Genomic DNA, 18,345 nt, shown 5'->3' with positions numbered 1-18,345 from the left:
TATATTATGCTGCGGCATGACATCAGGCTAATTATGTATCGGTATAAGATCACCATTGAGTATTTAGGCACGGATCTTGCAGGTTGGCAAAGGCAAGTAGGAATAATGTCGATACAGCAAATATTAGAAGAAGCGATTTATAAATTTTCTGGTGAACAGGTAGTATTGTTTGGATCAGGAAGAACAGATGCTGGTGTACATGCTATAGGTCAGGTAGCACATTTTGATCTTTCAAAATATTTAGAACCTCACAAAATTATTACAGCTATTAACTATTTTGCACGACCTTATACAGTAATAGTATGGAACTGTGAAATTGCTCCAAATAATTTTCATGCAAGATTTTCAGCTATCTCTCGTCACTACATATATAGGATTCTTAATAGACCTTACTCATCAGTAATTAATCGTGATCGTGTTTGGTGGATTAGTTCACCTTTGGATGTTCTAGCTATGCAAAAAGCTGCAACTTATCTCTTAGGTAAACATGATTTTACTTCATTTAGGGCTAGCTCATGTCAATCAAAATCACCGATTAAAACTTTAACTGAACTTAATATCATTAAAGAAGACGAAGAAATAAAATTATATCTTTCAGCACCCTCATTTTTGCATCATATGGTACGTAATATTGTCGGTAGTTTAGTACTTGTCGGTAAGAATGTTTGGCAAGCAGAATACATTAAAGAACTTTTAGAAGCAAAAGATAGAAAAGCTGCGGGTCCTACTGCTCCCGCATTCGGCCTTTATTTTGTGAGAACTGAGTATTAACACTTTAATTATATATAATCTATATAATCGTCTACTTGAAAAATTGGTTACATTGTAAGTCCTTGGATTCTGAACGTTTAATATAGTCGCTTGTCATTTGTTTGGTGCGATAAACCTGCTGTGTCGTCCCCCCCCCATGGCCTTGATCAAAAACAACTTAAAATACTGATAATTTTAGCATTTTAAACTGGATACCGCTATTTTAAGTCACGGGGGATAAAAATTGCAAAATCAATTTACGTAACCAACGTCTACCTACGTGAGCATGGCATTGATAACAGTGCAACAAAACTACAAAGCTCTGCCAGGAATGATAATAAAACTTTTTTAAAATGTTCACAGAGCATATTACACTGTTAATAAACTATATAATTTTTCATGTATTTTAGTTAGCTTACCTATCTCATTTCCACCAGCTTGAGCAAGGCTTGCCTGTCCACCACCTCCTGTGCCACCTAAGAATAATGAAAGTTCTTTTGCAATATTACCGGCGTTGAACTTATCTGTTATAGCTTTACTTACCCCAACCGTAATAGATAATTTATTGCTATTACCTACAATATATACTACTATTAAATTCTCTATTTTTTTCGTTAAATTGTCTGCAGCCTGACGTAGTACTTTATTGTCTAAATTTTCTATGTATCGATAAATTAACTTAACTCCTTTTATCTCTTCAGCTTTTTTATTAATCTGCTCTATGCTTAAATCTAAATGGGCTAAATGGACTTTTTCAAGCTCTTTCTCAAGACTTTTATTCCGTTCTAAAATGTTGTTTACTTTGGTAATAAGCTCATTTTTGTTAGTTTTTAAACTGCTTTCTACTGATTTAAGTAAATTCTCTTTTTCTCTCATTAATTTAATTACGAATTCACCGCAAACTGCTTCAATTCTGCGAACACCTGTCGCTATGGCACTTTCACTTGTAATCTTAAAGCAACCGATATCACCAAGGCGTCTAACATGTGTACCGCCGCATAATTCTAAAGAATTATTGCCCATCTTAACTACTCTTACCTCAGAGTCATATTTTTCTCCAAATAAGGCCATAGCTCCTTGTTTAACTGCATCTTCAGTTGCCATTAATGTAGTATTTACTTCATGATTAGCTCTAATAATCTCATTTACCTTATCTTCAATCAACGTGATTTCTTCATTAGCAATAGATTTAGAATGGCTAATATCAAAACGTAAATAAGTCGGAGCAACTAACGAGCCTTTCTGTGTCACATGTTTACCAAGTACTTCGTGCAGTACTGCATGTAGTATATGTGTTGCTGAATGATGAATGCTTAAATTCTGTCTATATTTTATGTCTATATTAAAATTAGCATTTTCTCCTACATTAATTATGCCTTTCTTCAAAATACATTTGTGAACTATAATAGAGCCTAAATATTTCAAAGTATCTATTACTTCTATTTCAGAATTTTTTGCAAATATCATCCCATTATCACCCATTTGACCGCCGGACTCACCGTAAAAAGGAGTTTGGTTGCTGATCAACAGAAATTGCGTACCTGTTTCCTGAATATTATTAACTAAATTATTATCTTTGATTAATACAATTATTTTACATTCTGCTTTGTTAAGCGTATATCCTAAAAATTCCGTGCTACCATATTGCTCTTTGATGTCAAACCATAGCTGACCAGTTTTGAACTCACCGGAGCCAAGCCAAGATTTTCTAGCACGTGCTTTTTGTGCAAGCATTTGCTCTTTAAAACCTTTATGATCAATAGAAATATTACGGTTTTTTAAAATATCTTCAGTTAAATCAATTGGAAATCCGTAAGTATCGTATAATTTAAATGCTATTTCTCCTGATAATTCATTACCTTTTGTTAGCGTTTCTATTTCTTCGGAAAGTAATTTTAATCCTCTTTCTAAAGTAGTTTTAAATCTAATCTCTTCCTGTTCTAAGATATTACTTATAAAGCTTTCAGCTCTTTTAAGTTCTGGATAAACATTCCCCATTAAATCAACAAGCTTTGGCAGTAATTTATACATAAGCGGCTCTTTGCTACCTAACATATGAGCATGCCTTATGGATCTTCGTATAATACGGCGAAGTACGTAACCGCGTCCTTCATTTGAAGGGATAACACCATCAGCTATTAAAAAGCTACTTGCTCTTAGGTGATCAGCAATAATCCTATAAGAAAATTTAGCTTCTCCATCTACTTTCACTTTTACTATATTTTCGGTAAAATCAATTATTTTCTGAAATAAATCTATCTCATAATTATTGTTAACATGCTGCAATACCGCAGTCATACGCTCAAGACCCATGCCGGTATCAATAGATTTTTGCGTTAACTCTATTCTAGTATCCTTATCGATTTGTTCATATTGCATAAACACCATATTCCAAATCTCGATAAATCTATCACCGTCTTCATCTTTAGTACCGGGAAGTCCACCATATATATTTTCGCCGTGGTCGTAAAAAACTTCAGAGCAAGGACCACAAGGACCAGTATCGCCCATAGACCAAAAATTATCGTTGGTTTTGATCCTTATTATGCGATCATCCCTAAAACCTGCTATTTTTTTCCAGTAAGAAGCTGCTTCGTCATCGGTATGATAAATTGTTACATAAAGCTTATTTTTCGGTAGTTCAAATTCTTTAGTTAATAAATTCCAAGTGTAATATATAGCTTGTTCTTTAAAATAGTCACCAAAGGAAAAATTACCTAGCATTTCAAAAAATGTGTGATGTCTTGCAGTATAACCGACATTCTCAAGATCGTTATGCTTGCCACCGGCTCTAAGAGATTTTTGACTAGTTACTGCTTTGTTATAAACTCTTTTTTCTTGTCCTGTAAAAACATTTTTAAATTGCACCATTCCAGAATTAACAAACATTAAGCTAGGGTCATTGTGTGGAATTAACGAGCTAGCCGGTACATGTGTATGATTATTTGTTTTAAAGTAAGTTATAAATTTACTTCTAACTTCTTCGGTGGTAAATCTAGTCATATAAGTTTTAATAGTTTAAAATAATGAGTATTAGATATGGAAAGCGGTTTCTATCTCTAATATTAATTTATATTTTATTTTGACTATTCTTCATTTATTGGGAGTATACTCTGAATCATGAATAAAATAAATTTATTTATGAAAAATATTTTTGATTTGATCAAATTACATTTTGTTAAATTTGCTATAAAATTAAAAATTTTTTCTTTTAAAAGAAAAAATATTGTAGTGTTACTAGGTAATAAAGGGATGTTTCTTAGTACTTTTCTTAATAATAAATTATTAGAAAAATTATTTATCCCTAATCAGGAACAGGTAGACTTAAAGCCTTATAAAAACTTTTTTAGTAAATTTCCAAAAAGTGATATTTATTTTTTACTTGACGGTAGCACATGTAAAACACGGCACGATCATATACCTATATTGCAGTCAATAGTAAAACTTGATCCTATCACACAATTTATTGAAGGTTATTTTAATAAAGAAGATATCATAGCGCATTATGTTTATGAAATTACTACTACACCAACAAGTGAAATTTGGTCGACCTTAATTATGTCGTGTCCATTTGAAACACCTTTAAGCGATATAATTTCATGCATTATAGATAAAAGATCACTTGATTTAAAAGGAATTTATTTTTTAACATTAGAGCTAAAAGTTATTATAAATAAAATAGTGCAGAATATAGAAAATGATAAATATATAGATTATTTTCAAATTTGTGTATATGCATCACAAGCTAGCGGTATAAAATTTATTATCAAACATAAAAATAATATAATAACAATTAAAAATCTTGAGTATCCATTTGATAAAACTGTCTGCTATATTCAAGGTATTATAGAACAAGAAATTAATGATTGCTTTATATTATATAAAGACTATATAAGTAATCTTGATCAAAAAGTCTGTATAATTCTTATAATAGATGAAGAGTTAAAATCTTTATTAGAATCAACAAATTTTGAAGATCGTCCTGTAATCTTTATACCGGTTGATAATATACTAAATAAGCAAACTCCAGAAAAAGAAAGATTTATAGATACAAATATTAGTAGGCTGTTTTTAGAATATAAGAGTTTTCCTGCTTATAATAATAATTTAAAATCAATAAAAAAACTAGTTACTATAAAAGATCTAACATTTAAATTATATAATATATTACTTGTCATATTAATATTAGTGGTCGGTGTTATCAAATATAATACAAAACAGAATTACAAAAACATACAATCTATTAATGAAAAATATTATGCAACAAATCAAGAATATGATAATTTAAAATATAAATATCCTTATATTAAAAATACTACTAGTTTAGCTGATTTATATGTAATAGAAAAATTACTAGAAGCACCGGTACCATTGCCGTTTGATTTACTTAAAAGACTAATAATTACTTTAAATCCAGCTTTTAAATTAGAAGAAATTAAATGGGAATTAACAAATATAAATAATATTTTATTGGTTTCTAAAAGACAATTAATAATCAAATTAATACTTAAATATAATACTAATAATCTATCGGTCAATGAATCTCTAAAGATGCTAGATGATCATATGCAAAACTTAAAAAATACATTATCTAATTTACAAATAGATCATATTATATACAAGGATAAAATACTTAATATATTTGGTAATGTAGTAATTCCTTTGTCGGTCAATATAATTGATTATAAAACGTAATATTCTATATCATTTCTAGCTGGCAAGAATCTTAAAAAACTTATTTTTATAGGTTTATTTTATCAATTAATGTGTAATTTTTGTACTAGTATTAAAGTTATTTTGCTGGATTCCTATTCTCATGGGAATGATATAAACCATGCAACAATAATAATAACCCAAGGTAAAAATAATGTTTGAAAAATATATTATGTATTTAAAGAATCTTATATTTTTTCAGTTTATTATATATTTTTTCTTTATTCTATTAACTATTTGGATGATAAAAAATTTTCAGCAAGAATATAGTAAATCTATTCTAGATCAACAAGTTGCACAGGAAAATTTAACGGAGGAAGCTTTAAAGCTTTATTCTGTTATTAACTCTAAAGAAGAAATATTAGAATCTTACAAAAAATATGTAGATTTAAGCGTGCCAAGTAGTGTGAGTTGCTTAAATTATCAAGAACTAATTCCGAGAATAAAAAGCTTAAGTAATAAATATAACTTAGTAGAACCTATAGATGTATCTATAAATTCAGTATTGTCTAAACATAATGTCCAGGTGCTTAAAGGAGAAAGTGAATCGATTCATGTAAATAATTATAGCATAAATATAAAATATGCATGTGCAGATTTTTTGACTTTTCTAGAAATATTTTCTGAAATTTATTCTTATATGCCTCCTAATACTCTTATATCTTTTGTACGAGTGCGTAATGAAGAAGTATTAACGCCTAAGAATATCTATAAACTTTCAGTAAATCATGCTCCTAATCTTATTTATGCTAAATTAATATTATATATTAGAGAATTAGTTTCAAAATAAATTACTAAAATGAATAGTGCAATAATACTTAATAACGTAAATATTAATTTATTTAAAAAGGATATTGTTAATAATTTTGTTAATAATCTTACGAAATCTACTTGCTCTACTATTGCAAATATGCTTGCTATAGATTATACGCTAAGACTTAATTCTAAACCGGAAGCTGAAAAATATATTAACAAATGTATTTCTAGGCTCAAAAATTATTTAGGTATGCGGGTTATTAACGATGATAATTTTTCTGTAGCACTAGAGCTATTTGCAATCATGATTACTTCTGAAGACGAAAATGAGCAAAATAAGAATAATATTTTAAAGCAATCACAAGATATAATAGCAGAAAATCTTGTAGAAGTTTATTTTGGGGATGAAAAAATAAATAGTACCGAAAAAGAAAAAATTAAAAATATATTTAAAACTCTTTTAAAAGAGAAGAATTTTGATAAAATAATAAATTATGCGGAATCTCATAAAAAATTATTTAAGGCTTCCATGATGTATGCAATGAAGAAATATAATAATATTGATGAAGCAACTAAGTATATAAAAAAAGACTTTAATAAGATATTAGAGATGTATTTAGCATTTACACAAAAAAGTAATGTATTTAAACAATCAACTGGAAAAATCGCAGGTGCTGTCTGTGCTTTATTAGTCGGAGCAATTAGTGTTACAACTGCGGGAGCAGCTTTTTCTATCATAGTTGTACCAGTATCAATTTTTGCCGTTAGATATGCACCTGAACTTGGTGAAAAAATTGGGGAATTAATTTTGAACAATGATAATGCAATAAAACTAGAGCAAAGCAATATAGATAAGTTTATGAAAACATTACAAAATAATAAAGAAAGTCTTCTATCTCAAGAAAAAACAAAAAACATCAAACAAAATATTAGAGTTTCTACTTTTCAAATAAATGCTAAATTAACTAAGAAAACAGTTAATGAAAAACATAGATAAAGTTATTTTTACTTGAGAATAAAATATTACTCTACTCTTATTATCTTTTTTTTATCAATATAATAACTTGAATAAGAAAAGTAGAATATCTGGCATGATCAAACGCTTTAGAATGGTATGCATTATATGCTCAATTTGTTTATATTATAGGGCGGCATTTTTGTCAGATTTAGAAATGTATGATATTTTAACTTTTGCAGTATTTGCTGTAGGCTTTGTAGTGAGATTGCTTGGTAATATAGGTGATAATTCGGCAGACGTACTACTTTGACTATGGTAATACCGACTACCGGAATAGGTCTCTTACCAAGTGATAAAACTATTGGAATTGCCGCTCCTATTATTTTTACTATTATCAGATTTACACAAGGTTTTTATTTAGTAGGGAAATTTATCTGTTGTATTTCGTATGTTGTAGAACATACCTATACCTTGACAGAAGAGTGAGGACTTGCAGTGTGAGTAGCTTTTATTAGGTATGTGCGACGGTATGCCCCTTGGACGTGGTACAGCAGCCGGTTTTTCTTATTTTATATCTGCTAAGATGCTTTTTAAATGGGTCTGGAAAATACCTTTTATTGCCGGTTTATTTATTAGCTCCATAGGTTTATATATTAGAAAACACCTTGCAGAAAGTCCTATTTATAAAAAAGTTAAAGAGAGTGGACGTTTAACATGCTTACCTTTGCGTGAGATATTAACTAAGTATCCAAAAGAATTAATAGTAGCATTTGGAATCTATATTACCGTAACTACTGCTTTTTATACTTCTACAGTTTTTATCAGTAATTTTATGCAAACACTAGGTTATAGTCAGCAAAGCACAATTTTGAGTAGTATAATATTAATCGTAATGATGGTATTACCTATATTGGCATATATTCCTGATAAAATCGGACGTCGTCTGTGCTATAGGGGGTATTATATTATTAATTGTATCTGTCTATAATATTTATATCTTGTATCAATGAATTTTACCAACAATAATTACGCTATTGCATATTTATTTAATTGCATTTGCTTTGTTATCCTCTATAATTTTGAATTTCTATAAAGAGACATATAAGAAAAAGTTGGTAAACTAATTATGAGTGAAGTTTTTGAAATACCAAACGGTGAAAGCAAGGTTTTACTTCATTGTTGTTGTGCTCCTTGTGTTGCTCCTTTAATGGAAAAAATAATAGATAATGGAATTAAGTTTACACTATTCTTTTATAATCCTAATATACACCCTAAAAAAGAATATGAGCTTCGTAAAAACGAAAATATACGTTTTGCTGGGAAGCATAATATAGAATTTATCGACGCGGATTATGATCCGCAAAATTGGTTTAGAAGAGCTAAAGGGATGGAGTTTGAGCCTGAACGAGGTAAACGTTGCAGCATGTGTTTTGATATGCGTTTTGAACGTACAGCTTTATATGCTTATGAAAATGGCTTTAGGGTTATTACTAGTTCTCTTGGTATTTCTAGATGGAAAGATATGAATCAAATTAATGAATCAGGAATTAGAGCTGCGTCTCATTATGAAGGGATAACTTATTGGACTTATAATTGGCGTAAAGACGGTGGTGCTAGTAGGATGTATGAAATCGCTAAAGAAGAGCATTTTTATAAGCAAGAATTTTGCGGTTGTGTTTATTCTTTCCGTGATACTAACGATTGGCGAGTAGCTGGTGGTCGTCCTAAAATCGAGATCGGTAAAGAGTATTATTAGACCTATGTGTTATGACACGAGTTTGTAGTGGTATTGTATGAACTTTCCTGTGTCATTTCTGTAAAGGTAAGAATCTAAAAAATAAAATTATATAACTATAATTCTTATGAAAAAACTATCATTTCAGCAAATTATATTGACATTACAAAATTATTGGCAGGATTATGGCTGTGCAATACTGCAGCCTTACGATGCACATGTTGGAGCAGGTACCTTTCATCCTGCAACAGTGCTTCGATGTATTGACACTAAACCTTGGTTTGTCGCTTATGTGCAGCCGTCTAGAAGACCTGGGGATAGCAGGTACGGTATGCATCCTAACAGAATGCAACATTATTATCAGTTTCAAGTTCTCTTAAAGCCTTCACCAGATAATATTCAAGAGCTATATCTTAAAAGTTTAGAAAGTTTAGGTATAGATTTAAAAATGCATGATATTCGTTTTGTTGAAGATGATTGGGAATCGCCGACACTAGGTGCTGCTGGGCTTGGTTGGGAAGTGTGGTGTGATGGTATGGAAGTGTCGCAATTTACTTATATGCAGCAAATTGGGGGTATTGAATGCCGTCCTGTTGCCGGTGAAATCACTTACGGGCTTGAGCGTCTTGCTTTATATATTCAGGGTGTTGATGAAGTGAAAGAACTTGACTGGAATGGGCAAGTAGGAGAAAAAGCTTTAAAATATGGTAAAGTAGATTTTGAAGCTGAAAGGCAATTTTCAAAATATAATTTAGAGCTTGCAGATAGTGAAATGTTAGTACGGCTTTTTAAAGATAGTGAAGAACAATGTCAGTGGTTAGTAGAGAAAAATGTGCCGTTAGCTGCTTATGATGAATGCCTTAAGGCAAGTCATGCATTTAATCAATTAAATGCACTTGGGGTGATTAGTGTAACTGAACGTGCTTCCTACGTTTTAAGAGTGCGTCATTTAGCAAAAATTTGTTGTACAAAATGGTTGGAGATGAAAGAGTGAGTGAGTTATTATTAGAGTTATTTAGTGAAGAAATACCTGCATTTATGCAAAAGAATGCTGAAGAGGGTTATTTAAATATATTCACAAAAATTTTTGAAGAAAATGCAATATTTGCAAAAGTAAAAGTATTTGCAGGACCTCGTAGGATAACTCTGCATGCTACCCACTTGCCGAAAGTAACGTTACCACAAGAAACAGAAATTAAAGGACCTAGCTTAGATGCTTCGGAAGCCGCTATTAATGGTTTTTGTAAAACTCATAATGTTAGCAAATTAGAGCTTTATACTAAATTAATTAATAATCAGCTGTATTATTTCTTCATCAAAAACACAGAAGAAAGAGAAATAAAAGAGATTTTACCAGAAATTATTATAGAGGCTATTAATAAGTATAGTTGGGCAAAGTCGATGTTTTGGGGTAATTATAATATAAAGTGGGTTAGGCCTCTGCGTAACATTTTATGCATATTTGATGGTGAAATATTACCGGTGCAATTTGGACATTTAACTGCTAATAATATTACATACGGGCATCGGCTAACTGATAACAAAAAAATAGAAGTAGAGAATTTTGAAGATTACAAAAATAAACTTTCAGCAAATTATGTTATTTTAGCACGAACAAAGAGAGAAGAAATAATTAAAACCGGTTTATTAGAACTTGCAAATTCTCATGATTTAACTATAAAAGAAGATAACCGTTTAATTGAAGAAGTAGCAGGGCTTACTGAATTTCCTGTTGTTCTACTTGGAAGAATACCGCAAAAATTCTTAGAGTTACCTAAGGAGGTGTTAATTTCCTCGATGCGTACACATCAGAAGTATTTCTGTCTATTTGATAGGGCTGGAAATTTCGCACCGTATTTTCTGTTTGTAAGTAATGGCAGATTTGCAAATTCTGAACTTGTTATTAAAGGTAACGAAAAAGTATTGGTAGCTCGTCTTTCTGATGCTTTATATTTTTATAAGCAGGATATAGCTAAAACTTTAGAATCAAATTTATCTAAACTGCTAGCTGTAACATTTCATGCAAAGCTTGGTAACTTAAGAGAGAAAATTGACCGTATAACCGATATTTGTAGTTATATAGCTCCAAACAATAAAGATTTAATTACGGCAGCAAAACTTTGCAAAATCGATCTTGTTTCAGAAATGGTCGGGGAATTTCCCGATCTGCAAGGTATTATAGGTTATTATTATGCAAAACATGAGGGGGTAGATGAAGAAGTAGCTATAGCAATTAAGGATCATTATAAACCGCAAGGTTTGAGCGACAATGTACCAAATGGGAATGCTGCACTTCTTGCTATTGCTGACAAAATAGATAATTTAGTCGGTTTAATGATAGTAGGAGAAGCTCCAACAGGTTCAGGTGATCCATATGCCTTAAGACGTCAAGCTCTTGGTATTATAAGAATAATAATTGAGAATAAATTAGAGTTAAATTTAAATGATTTAATTAATTTTTCTATAAACTTATATAAAGATTCATCTGATAAAAATAAGGATTTAATAAAATCTTTCTTTGAAGAAAGAATAAAATTCTATTTTAAAAATAATTATGATATTTCATTAATTAATGCAGTTCTTGATTTAAGTGCAGAAGATTTGGTGAGTGTAAGTCTAAAACTTCATGCCTTACAAAAATTTTTAGTAAAAGATGTAGGAAAGCAATTATTAAATGCTTATAAACGAGCAAGTAATATAATCGACGGTCAGAAAATTACTGGTTTAGTTGATGAGAGTCTCTTGACTATGCAGCCTGAACGAGAATTATTTGAAGTGATGCAAAAGCTTGTGCCGCAGATTATAGATAGTATAACTGATAAAAATTATGATCGAGCTTTAAATTTATTATCATCCCTATTAGCTCCGATTACTAGCTTTTTTGACAAAGTACTTGTTAATGATCCTGATCCAAAAATAGCACAAAATCGTTTATCATTATTACAAAATACTTGCAAATTATTCCATAAAATAGCCAAGTTTAACCGCTTATGATTGAAACCTATCATACCGTGGCTTGACCAATTAGTCAACAAACATTCAGGAGATGTTATTTTCACATAATGTTGTTGCGTGAATCGATTTTTCTGTCATTGTGAGGGAAAACTGTTTTTTCTGGATTGCCATACTCATTACAGTCGCTCGCAATGATTATCCACTTAAGAATAATAACTTAAATAACTAAATTAATGATTAATAAAGCAGTTCAATTTATAAAATCTGGTAAAGTGGTTGTTTTTCCAACCGAAACAGTTTATGGAATCGGAGCAGATGCTACTAATAATGAGGCTTGTTTAAAGATTTTTCAGTTTAAAAATCGTCCTGCTATTAATCCACTTATCGTACATGTTGCATCCGTAGAGCAAGCAAAAGACATAGGTGAGTTTAATGATTTAGCTATAAAAATAGTAGAAAATTTTTGGCCTGGACCATTATCGATAGTTGTTCCTTTAAAAAAGAATGTTAATATAGCATTGTCAGTTACGGCAGGGCTTAACACAATAGCAATTCGAATACCATCTTATCCTTTAGCATTAGAACTTATCAGACAATCAGGTAAGCCTATAGCAGCCCCAAGTGCTAACCCCTCAAACTATATTAGTCCAACTAATGCTGAGCATGTTACAAAACATTTTAAGGATAATGAAGAAATTTTTATTTTAGTCCCTGAAGTTTATCAATCTGAATATGGGTTAGAGTCAACTATAATTGATACTACAACTGTTGCTCCTACTCTTCTTAGAGAAGGGTTTATAACGGTTGAAGTTCTAGAAAAAGTGCTTGGTATAGAAATTCTTAAAGCTTTAGAAAAAATTACTATAAAAGCTCCTGGAATGCTTGCAAAACACTATTCGCCAAAAGTACCAATTAGATTAAATGCTACAAATTTAGAGGGTAAAGAAATTGGATTAACTTTTGGTAATAGAAACCTTACAGGAAGATTCTTGTTAAATCTAAGCCCCAAAGGTGACCTTATAGAAGCTGCTGCAAATCTTTATGCATATTTAAGAATACTTGACGATTATGCTGTTAGTCATGATATAGAATGTATTGCGGTTGCTCCAGTGCCTTCTACAAATATCGGAGCTGCAATTAACGACAGATTAAAACGCGCTGCAAAATTATGAATTTCAGTGTTATATTCGTATTAATAGCTTTTTGATTATATTTGGTAAAATGATACAAATTATCATGTGGCTCTATTCGTGATGTCAAAATTACCATTCTGCTCTATTAACATCTATTACTACTTTATAAAAATAATTTTCAATATCGGAAGTAAATACTAAATTACCTGTTATCTTTTAGCTTATATTGCAAAACCTTAAGATGCTCTTTATTTAAAATACCTATTTTGGGAATAATAAAAATTTTGTGATATTTCTGCCTACCTGTAAGCTTTAAAACATTTTCAATGTTGTTTCAATGTACCTCTACGCCAAAAAATTGCATTAGGATTCATTTTTTAGCTTGGTTAATGAAATGCTCAAATATAAAGGCCGATTTCTATAAATTACATTTTGCATCAATAAGCTTTTCTTTTATAAATATTTCGGTAGTTCCGTATCAAATTTTTCTGCAAGTTTTTTACAGGCTTGTATCAATGTGTCTTGCATATGAATGATTTAAGTTATAGGAGTAAATAATATTACTCTACTGTAACCTTGTAGATCCTTATAAACGCCTTCAATATTATATCCTTGATCTAAGAAAATTTGAGTTACCATTTCTTTTTGTTTAAATCCTATCTCTAATGCCAACTTACTGTTTTGTTTCAAGAATTTTTTTGCATTTTTGGCAATTGTTCTATAACTCTGTAAGCCGTTTTCTTCAGCAAATAATGCAAGATGCGGTTCATAATTTATTGTTTCAATTGCCATCTCTGATTTTTCGGTGTTGGATATATAGGGTGGGTTGCTAACGATAAAATCGAACTTCTGGTTCTCAATATTCTCAAACCAATTACTGTGAATGATCTGAATACGATCTGTTACGTGATGTTTTAAAGCATTGTTTCTAGTAACTTCTATTGCATCAAGACTTATATCAGTTGCAATTACATTAGCATTCGGTAACTCACCTAATAGGCTGATAGCAATGCAGCCGCTACCCGTACCGAGCTCTAGGATTTTTATATTGTTAGTATGTAGCCCTTCGGTCTCATACCAGCGTAGGTGGCAGGTATCCATATAGTTTACTAAATTCCGGCTGTAGGTATACCCTGTCTTTTTTACCAATTCTACTACAATATCAATTAACAATTCAGTATCGCCTCTTGGAATTAATACATGTTTATTAACTATAAATTCATGTGAGTAAAATTCTTTTACACCTATAATATATGCTATCGGTTCATGCTTTAATCTTCTCTCTAACAATTCTTGAAAAGTTTCTATCTCTGATTGATTTAAGTGTTCATCACGCTTAATAAGCAAATATTGAAGCGATTTATTTATAACATGCCGTAGTAAAATTCGTGCTTCTAATTGTGATGAATTAATCCCTATTTTATTTAATTTATCTGTTGCGTCACTGAGAGCTTGTTTTATGGAGTATTGCATGAATAGTAAAATATTAAAATTATTGAGTGGTTATTTAGCTCCTTGATTGTATAGTATCTAATTATATTAGACCCCGTGTCAAGCCACAGGGTGGATGCTTATTGTCTATGGATTCCTGCTTTAGGAATTAAATCAAGCGAAATTATCTCTTCCATATCACTTGGCAGCTTACAAGAAAATTCCATAATCTCATTACTAGTTGGATGAGTAAAACTTAAATACCAAGAATGCAGAGCTTGGCGTTTAAAATCAATTAATTTTGCTTTTAATTCAGGTGGAGAATGAGTAACTTTTCGGTTGTTATTGCCATAAGTTTGATCACCAACTACCGAATGCTTTAAATGGCTTAGCTGCACCCTAATTTGATGAGTTCTACCTGTGCTAAGCTTGCATTCTACCATACTAATAGTGCCACCATAAAATAATTCTAGAGTCTTATAATGTGTTACGGCTTCTTTACCACCATATTTTAATATGGTCATTTTTTGTCGATCGCTTCGGCTGCGACCTACATTATTCTTAATCACTCCTTCTAGTGGGTTAATTACTCCCCAAATTAATGCTTTATACTTTCGTATTACCTGTCTTTGCTCTATCTGATTTGCAAGTAGCATATGTGCTTTATTATTTTTAGCAACTACCATCAAGCCTGTAGTATCTTTATCTAAACGATGTACTATTCCAGGTCTTTCTGATGAACCGATATCCGATAAATTCTTCGTATAGTGTAATAAAGCATTAACAAGTGTATCATTATGATGACCAGCTCCTGGGTGTACCGTCATACCTGCAGCTTTATTAATTACAATTAGATCATCATTTTCATAGATTATATCGAGTGCTATATTTGCTGCCTCAATTTTTAGTTCTTCAGGTTCTTTAAAAGAAAATAATATAATATCATTCTCCTTGACCAAAACGTCAGGATCAGAAATAATTACATCATTAACTAGTACTTGCAAATCTTTAATAGCTTTTTGGATTTGATTCCTTGAAACATTTTTAAGAAGTAATGATAGGGCTTTATCAAGCCTTATATCATTTAGTTCATGCGGTACAGAATATTTTAACATATTTTAAGATAATGAATAATACGCTTAAATGGTTAAGTACAATCGGTGTTGAATATTACTGCTCTACGCAGCCACAAAAATTAAATATTGATAAATCCCAAGAAAACAATCAAATTAATCCTATGCAATGCAAAACAGTTGATAAAATTCTTGAAGTAAATACTGGTAAAATGCATACTAGTATTAGTTTAGCGAGATCTCTTGCCGACAAAGCTAATAATATAGAAGAACTAAGAGAATCTCTACTAAATTTTAATGGCTGTGAACTTAAGAAATTTGCTACTAATACCGTTTTTGGTGATGGTAATCAGAAAGCTCAAATTATGTTAATAGGCGAAGCTCCGGGAAGTACTGAAGATTTAAAAGGTATACCTTTTTGTGGTGAAAGCGGGAATTTACTTGATAATATGCTATATAGCATCGGAATTTCACGGAAAAATAATGCTTATATTACTAATACAGTATTTTGGCGTCCTCCTGCTAATAGACAACCGACACTTGAAGAAGTCGATATTTGCAAACCTTTTGTTGAGAAGCATATTGCTCTCGTTAACCCTAAATTAATTATCTTAGTTGGTAGTACGGCTGCAACTAGCTTACTTGGAACAAATTTGGGTATTACTAAAATTAGACAAGAATATTATTTTTATACCAATCAATATTTATCTTCACCCATTCAAACTACTGCAATTTTTCACCCTGCATATCTGCTACGTCAACCTATGCAAAAACGTAACTCATGGTATGATTTACTAAAGATTAAGGAGTATTTAGTAAATAATAAACTCATGCTTAATTAACAACTAATTTTAGTTGCTTTGTATTAGTAAATATATTCTTTTGAAATTAGAAGTAGTAGTCTACTAACGTTTAGAATATCATTCCTAGCTAGAAGCATTGTTGTGTGGATTGAAAAGCGTGTTCTAAGTTACTAACCGTGACTTGTACCATTCTTCAAGTAAAGTTGTAAGAACATTCTTACTTTTTATGGTTAAATCTGAAAATGTGTTTCAAAATGCTCAGTTTGAAAACTATAAAATGTGGCCTAATCAAGAAATTTAAGTTGGTTTAGACCAAACTGCTCAAGGTAAATTAATACCTGGTGAGAAAGCTTTACAAAATATTAAAAATTTTCGTAAAGAGCAGTTAAATTCTAATGTCTAATTATAATTTTTCATTAACCTTATAAGTCTGAGTAAGATATAAAAGATATTTGGCTTTATATAGCAAGTAATAGTGTGAAAAATGTTAATCTAAGTATCTAAGTATGGGTAGTAGATGTGAAGATTTAACAAATAAAAGTGTATGATTTTGAAATCGCAATATAGAAAATTTTTAAGTCTTCAAAAGTCATAATTCATTTCTAATTTCCTTAAGGTAGGGTTATAATTACTGATGTATAAAATAAGGTATAGCACATATGACCAATGAAAATAATAATGATTCAGAATTTGCTGAATTAAAAATCAGAGGACAAATATTTAAATTACCTATACTTAAAGCAAGTATTGGTAAGGACGTAATTGATATAAGTAGGGTGTCTTCGGAAGCTGATTGCTTTAATTACGACCCCGGTTTTATGTCTACTGCTTCTTGTAGATCCACAATAACCTATATAGATGGTGATAAGGGAATCTTACGACATCGAGGATATGATATTAAGGATTTAGCTGAGAAAAGCAATTTTTTAGAGGTAGCATATTTATTGATTTATGGAGAATTACCAAGTAGTGAGCAGTATAATAATTTTACTAAAAAAGTTGCTGTTCATTCGTTAGTAAATGAACGACTACATTATCTGTTCCAAACATTTTGTAGCTCTTCTCATCCTATGGCTATTATGCTTGCGGCTGTCGGTTCTCTTGCTGCATTTTATCCTGATTTATTGAATTTTAAGGAAGCAGATTATGAACTTACCGTTATTAGAATGATTGCTAAGATACCGACCATTGCTGCAATGTCTTATAAATATTCTATAGGACAACCCTTTATTTATCCTGATAATTCGTTAGATTTTACTGAAAATTTCTTACACATGATGTTTGCAACGCCTTGTACAAAGTATGAAGTAAATCCAGTAATAAAAAATGCTCTTAATAAGATATTTATTCTGCATGCTGACCATGAGCAGAATGCTTCTACCTCAACAGTAAGAATTGCTGGCTCATCCGGAGCTAATCCTTTTGCTTGTATTAGTACAGGTATTGCCTCACTTTGGGGGCCTGCTCACGGCGGGGCTAATGAAGCGGTAATAAATATGCTTAAAGAAATCGGTAGTTCTGAAAATATCCCTAAATACATAGCTAAAGCTAAAGATAAAGATGACCCATTTAGGTTAATGGGATTTGGTCATCGTGTTTATAAAAACTATGATCCACGTGCCGTAGTACTTAAAGAAACTTGTAAGGAAGTATTAAAGGAACTTGGACAGCTAGAAAACAATCCGCTCTTAAAGATAGCAATAGAACTTGAATCTATTGCTCTTAAAGATCAATATTTTATTGAGAGAAAATTATATCCAAATGTTGATTTTTATTCGGGTATTATCTATAAAGCTATGGGTATACCGTCACAAATGTTCACGGTACTTTTTGCAATAGCGAGAACCGTAGGTTGGATGGCACAGTGGAAAGAAATGCATGAAGATCCTGAACAAAAAATCAGCAGACCGAGACAGCTTTACACTGGTTATGTACATAGAGAGTATAAGGGTATTCAAGAGAGAAAATGACTAGTAAAAATTTAAAACCTATTTATACGACTATTGAGAAATTAAACTGATCTAATAAAGTAAAAGTG

12 protein-coding genes and 2 pseudogenes are annotated in these 18,345 nt (G+C 31.0%); 11 read left to right on the top strand and 3 right to left on the bottom strand.

The window, feature by feature from the left end; all coding sequences use genetic code 11:
- Positions 1-33: 33 nt before the first annotated feature.
- Entirely contained in the window at positions 34-771 is a 738-nt protein-coding gene (gene truA / locus AAGW17_RS01390; protein WP_347939155.1) for a tRNA pseudouridine(38-40) synthase TruA, read from the top strand.
- A 348-nt stretch (positions 772-1,119) separates the two neighbouring features.
- Here truA and alaS read toward each other — a convergent pair whose 3' ends face one another.
- Positions 1,120-3,753 carry an alanine--tRNA ligase gene (alaS, locus tag AAGW17_RS01385; RefSeq protein ID WP_347939154.1) on the bottom strand — a complete coding sequence of 878 codons (2,634 nt, stop codon included), beginning with the start codon at positions 3,751-3,753 and terminating at the stop codon, positions 1,120-1,122.
- A gap of 117 nt (positions 3,754-3,870) precedes the next feature.
- Between alaS and AAGW17_RS01380 the strand changes: the two genes are divergently transcribed.
- The 8 genes and pseudogenes from AAGW17_RS01380 to AAGW17_RS01345 all read left to right on the top strand — a co-directional run bounded on the left by AAGW17_RS01380 (position 3,871) and on the right by AAGW17_RS01345 (position 13,039).
- Positions 3,871-5,445, top strand: a complete 1,575-nt coding sequence (locus tag AAGW17_RS01380) for a hypothetical protein (RefSeq protein ID WP_347939153.1) — start codon at positions 3,871-3,873, stop codon at positions 5,443-5,445.
- A 172-nt stretch (positions 5,446-5,617) separates the two neighbouring features.
- A complete protein-coding gene (locus tag AAGW17_RS01375; RefSeq protein WP_347939152.1) occupies positions 5,618-6,253 on the top strand; it encodes a hypothetical protein in 636 nt (211 codons plus the stop codon).
- A gap of 9 nt (positions 6,254-6,262) precedes the next feature.
- Positions 6,263-7,216, top strand: coding sequence for an RP853 family protein (locus AAGW17_RS01370; protein ID WP_347939151.1), 954 nt, complete (start codon positions 6,263-6,265; stop codon positions 7,214-7,216).
- A 94-nt stretch (positions 7,217-7,310) separates the two neighbouring features.
- Positions 7,311-8,301, top strand: a pseudogene (locus AAGW17_RS05210) (MFS transporter).
- Positions 8,302-8,303: 2 nt separating this feature from the next.
- The gene (locus tag AAGW17_RS01360) at positions 8,304-8,933 is read left to right on the top strand and encodes an epoxyqueuosine reductase QueH (protein ID WP_347939149.1); all 630 of its coding nucleotides are present in this window, start codon (positions 8,304-8,306) and stop codon (positions 8,931-8,933) included.
- 106 nt (positions 8,934-9,039) lie between these two features.
- Positions 9,040-9,906 (top strand): glycine--tRNA ligase subunit alpha, encoded by an 867-nt coding sequence (locus AAGW17_RS01355; RefSeq protein WP_347939148.1) that lies wholly within the window; start codon positions 9,040-9,042, stop codon positions 9,904-9,906.
- The gene (gene glyS / locus AAGW17_RS01350) at positions 9,903-11,906 is read left to right on the top strand and encodes a glycine--tRNA ligase subunit beta (protein WP_347939147.1); all 2,004 of its coding nucleotides are present in this window, start codon (positions 9,903-9,905) and stop codon (positions 11,904-11,906) included. The genes AAGW17_RS01355 and glyS overlap by 4 nt, the downstream gene beginning before the upstream one ends.
- A gap of 194 nt (positions 11,907-12,100) precedes the next feature.
- Complete coding sequence (locus AAGW17_RS01345; RefSeq protein ID WP_347939146.1) at positions 12,101-13,039, top strand: L-threonylcarbamoyladenylate synthase; 939 nt, start codon at positions 12,101-12,103, stop codon at positions 13,037-13,039.
- Here the strand turns inward: AAGW17_RS01345 and AAGW17_RS01340 are convergent.
- Together AAGW17_RS01340 and AAGW17_RS01335 are read right to left on the bottom strand one after the other, a co-directional pair.
- Positions 13,005-14,429 (bottom strand): annotated as a pseudogene (locus AAGW17_RS01340) (hypothetical protein). The gene AAGW17_RS01345 and the pseudogene AAGW17_RS01340 overlap by 35 nt on opposite strands.
- Positions 14,430-14,571: 142 nt before the next feature.
- Positions 14,572-15,546: an RluA family pseudouridine synthase gene (locus tag AAGW17_RS01335; RefSeq protein ID WP_347939145.1), complete on the bottom strand. Its 975-nt coding sequence runs from the start codon at positions 15,544-15,546 to the stop codon at positions 14,572-14,574.
- An 11-nt stretch (positions 15,547-15,557) separates the two neighbouring features.
- Here AAGW17_RS01335 and AAGW17_RS01330 point away from each other — a divergent pair, with 11 nt between their 5' ends.
- Complete coding sequence (locus AAGW17_RS01330; protein WP_347939144.1) at positions 15,558-16,346, top strand: uracil-DNA glycosylase family protein; 789 nt, start codon at positions 15,558-15,560, stop codon at positions 16,344-16,346.
- Between the two features lie 620 nt (positions 16,347-16,966).
- Entirely contained in the window at positions 16,967-18,277 is a 1,311-nt protein-coding gene (locus AAGW17_RS01325; RefSeq protein ID WP_347939143.1) for a citrate synthase, read from the top strand.
- Positions 18,278-18,345 lie beyond the last annotated feature (68 nt).

The organism is Rickettsia sp. Oklahoma-10, from assembly GCF_039954865.1.
Taxonomy (GTDB): Bacteria; Pseudomonadota; Alphaproteobacteria; order Rickettsiales; family Rickettsiaceae; genus Rickettsia; species Rickettsia oklahomensis.
Note: the sequence above shows the minus strand (reverse complement) of the source record. Positions and strands in the feature narration are given on the sequence as shown.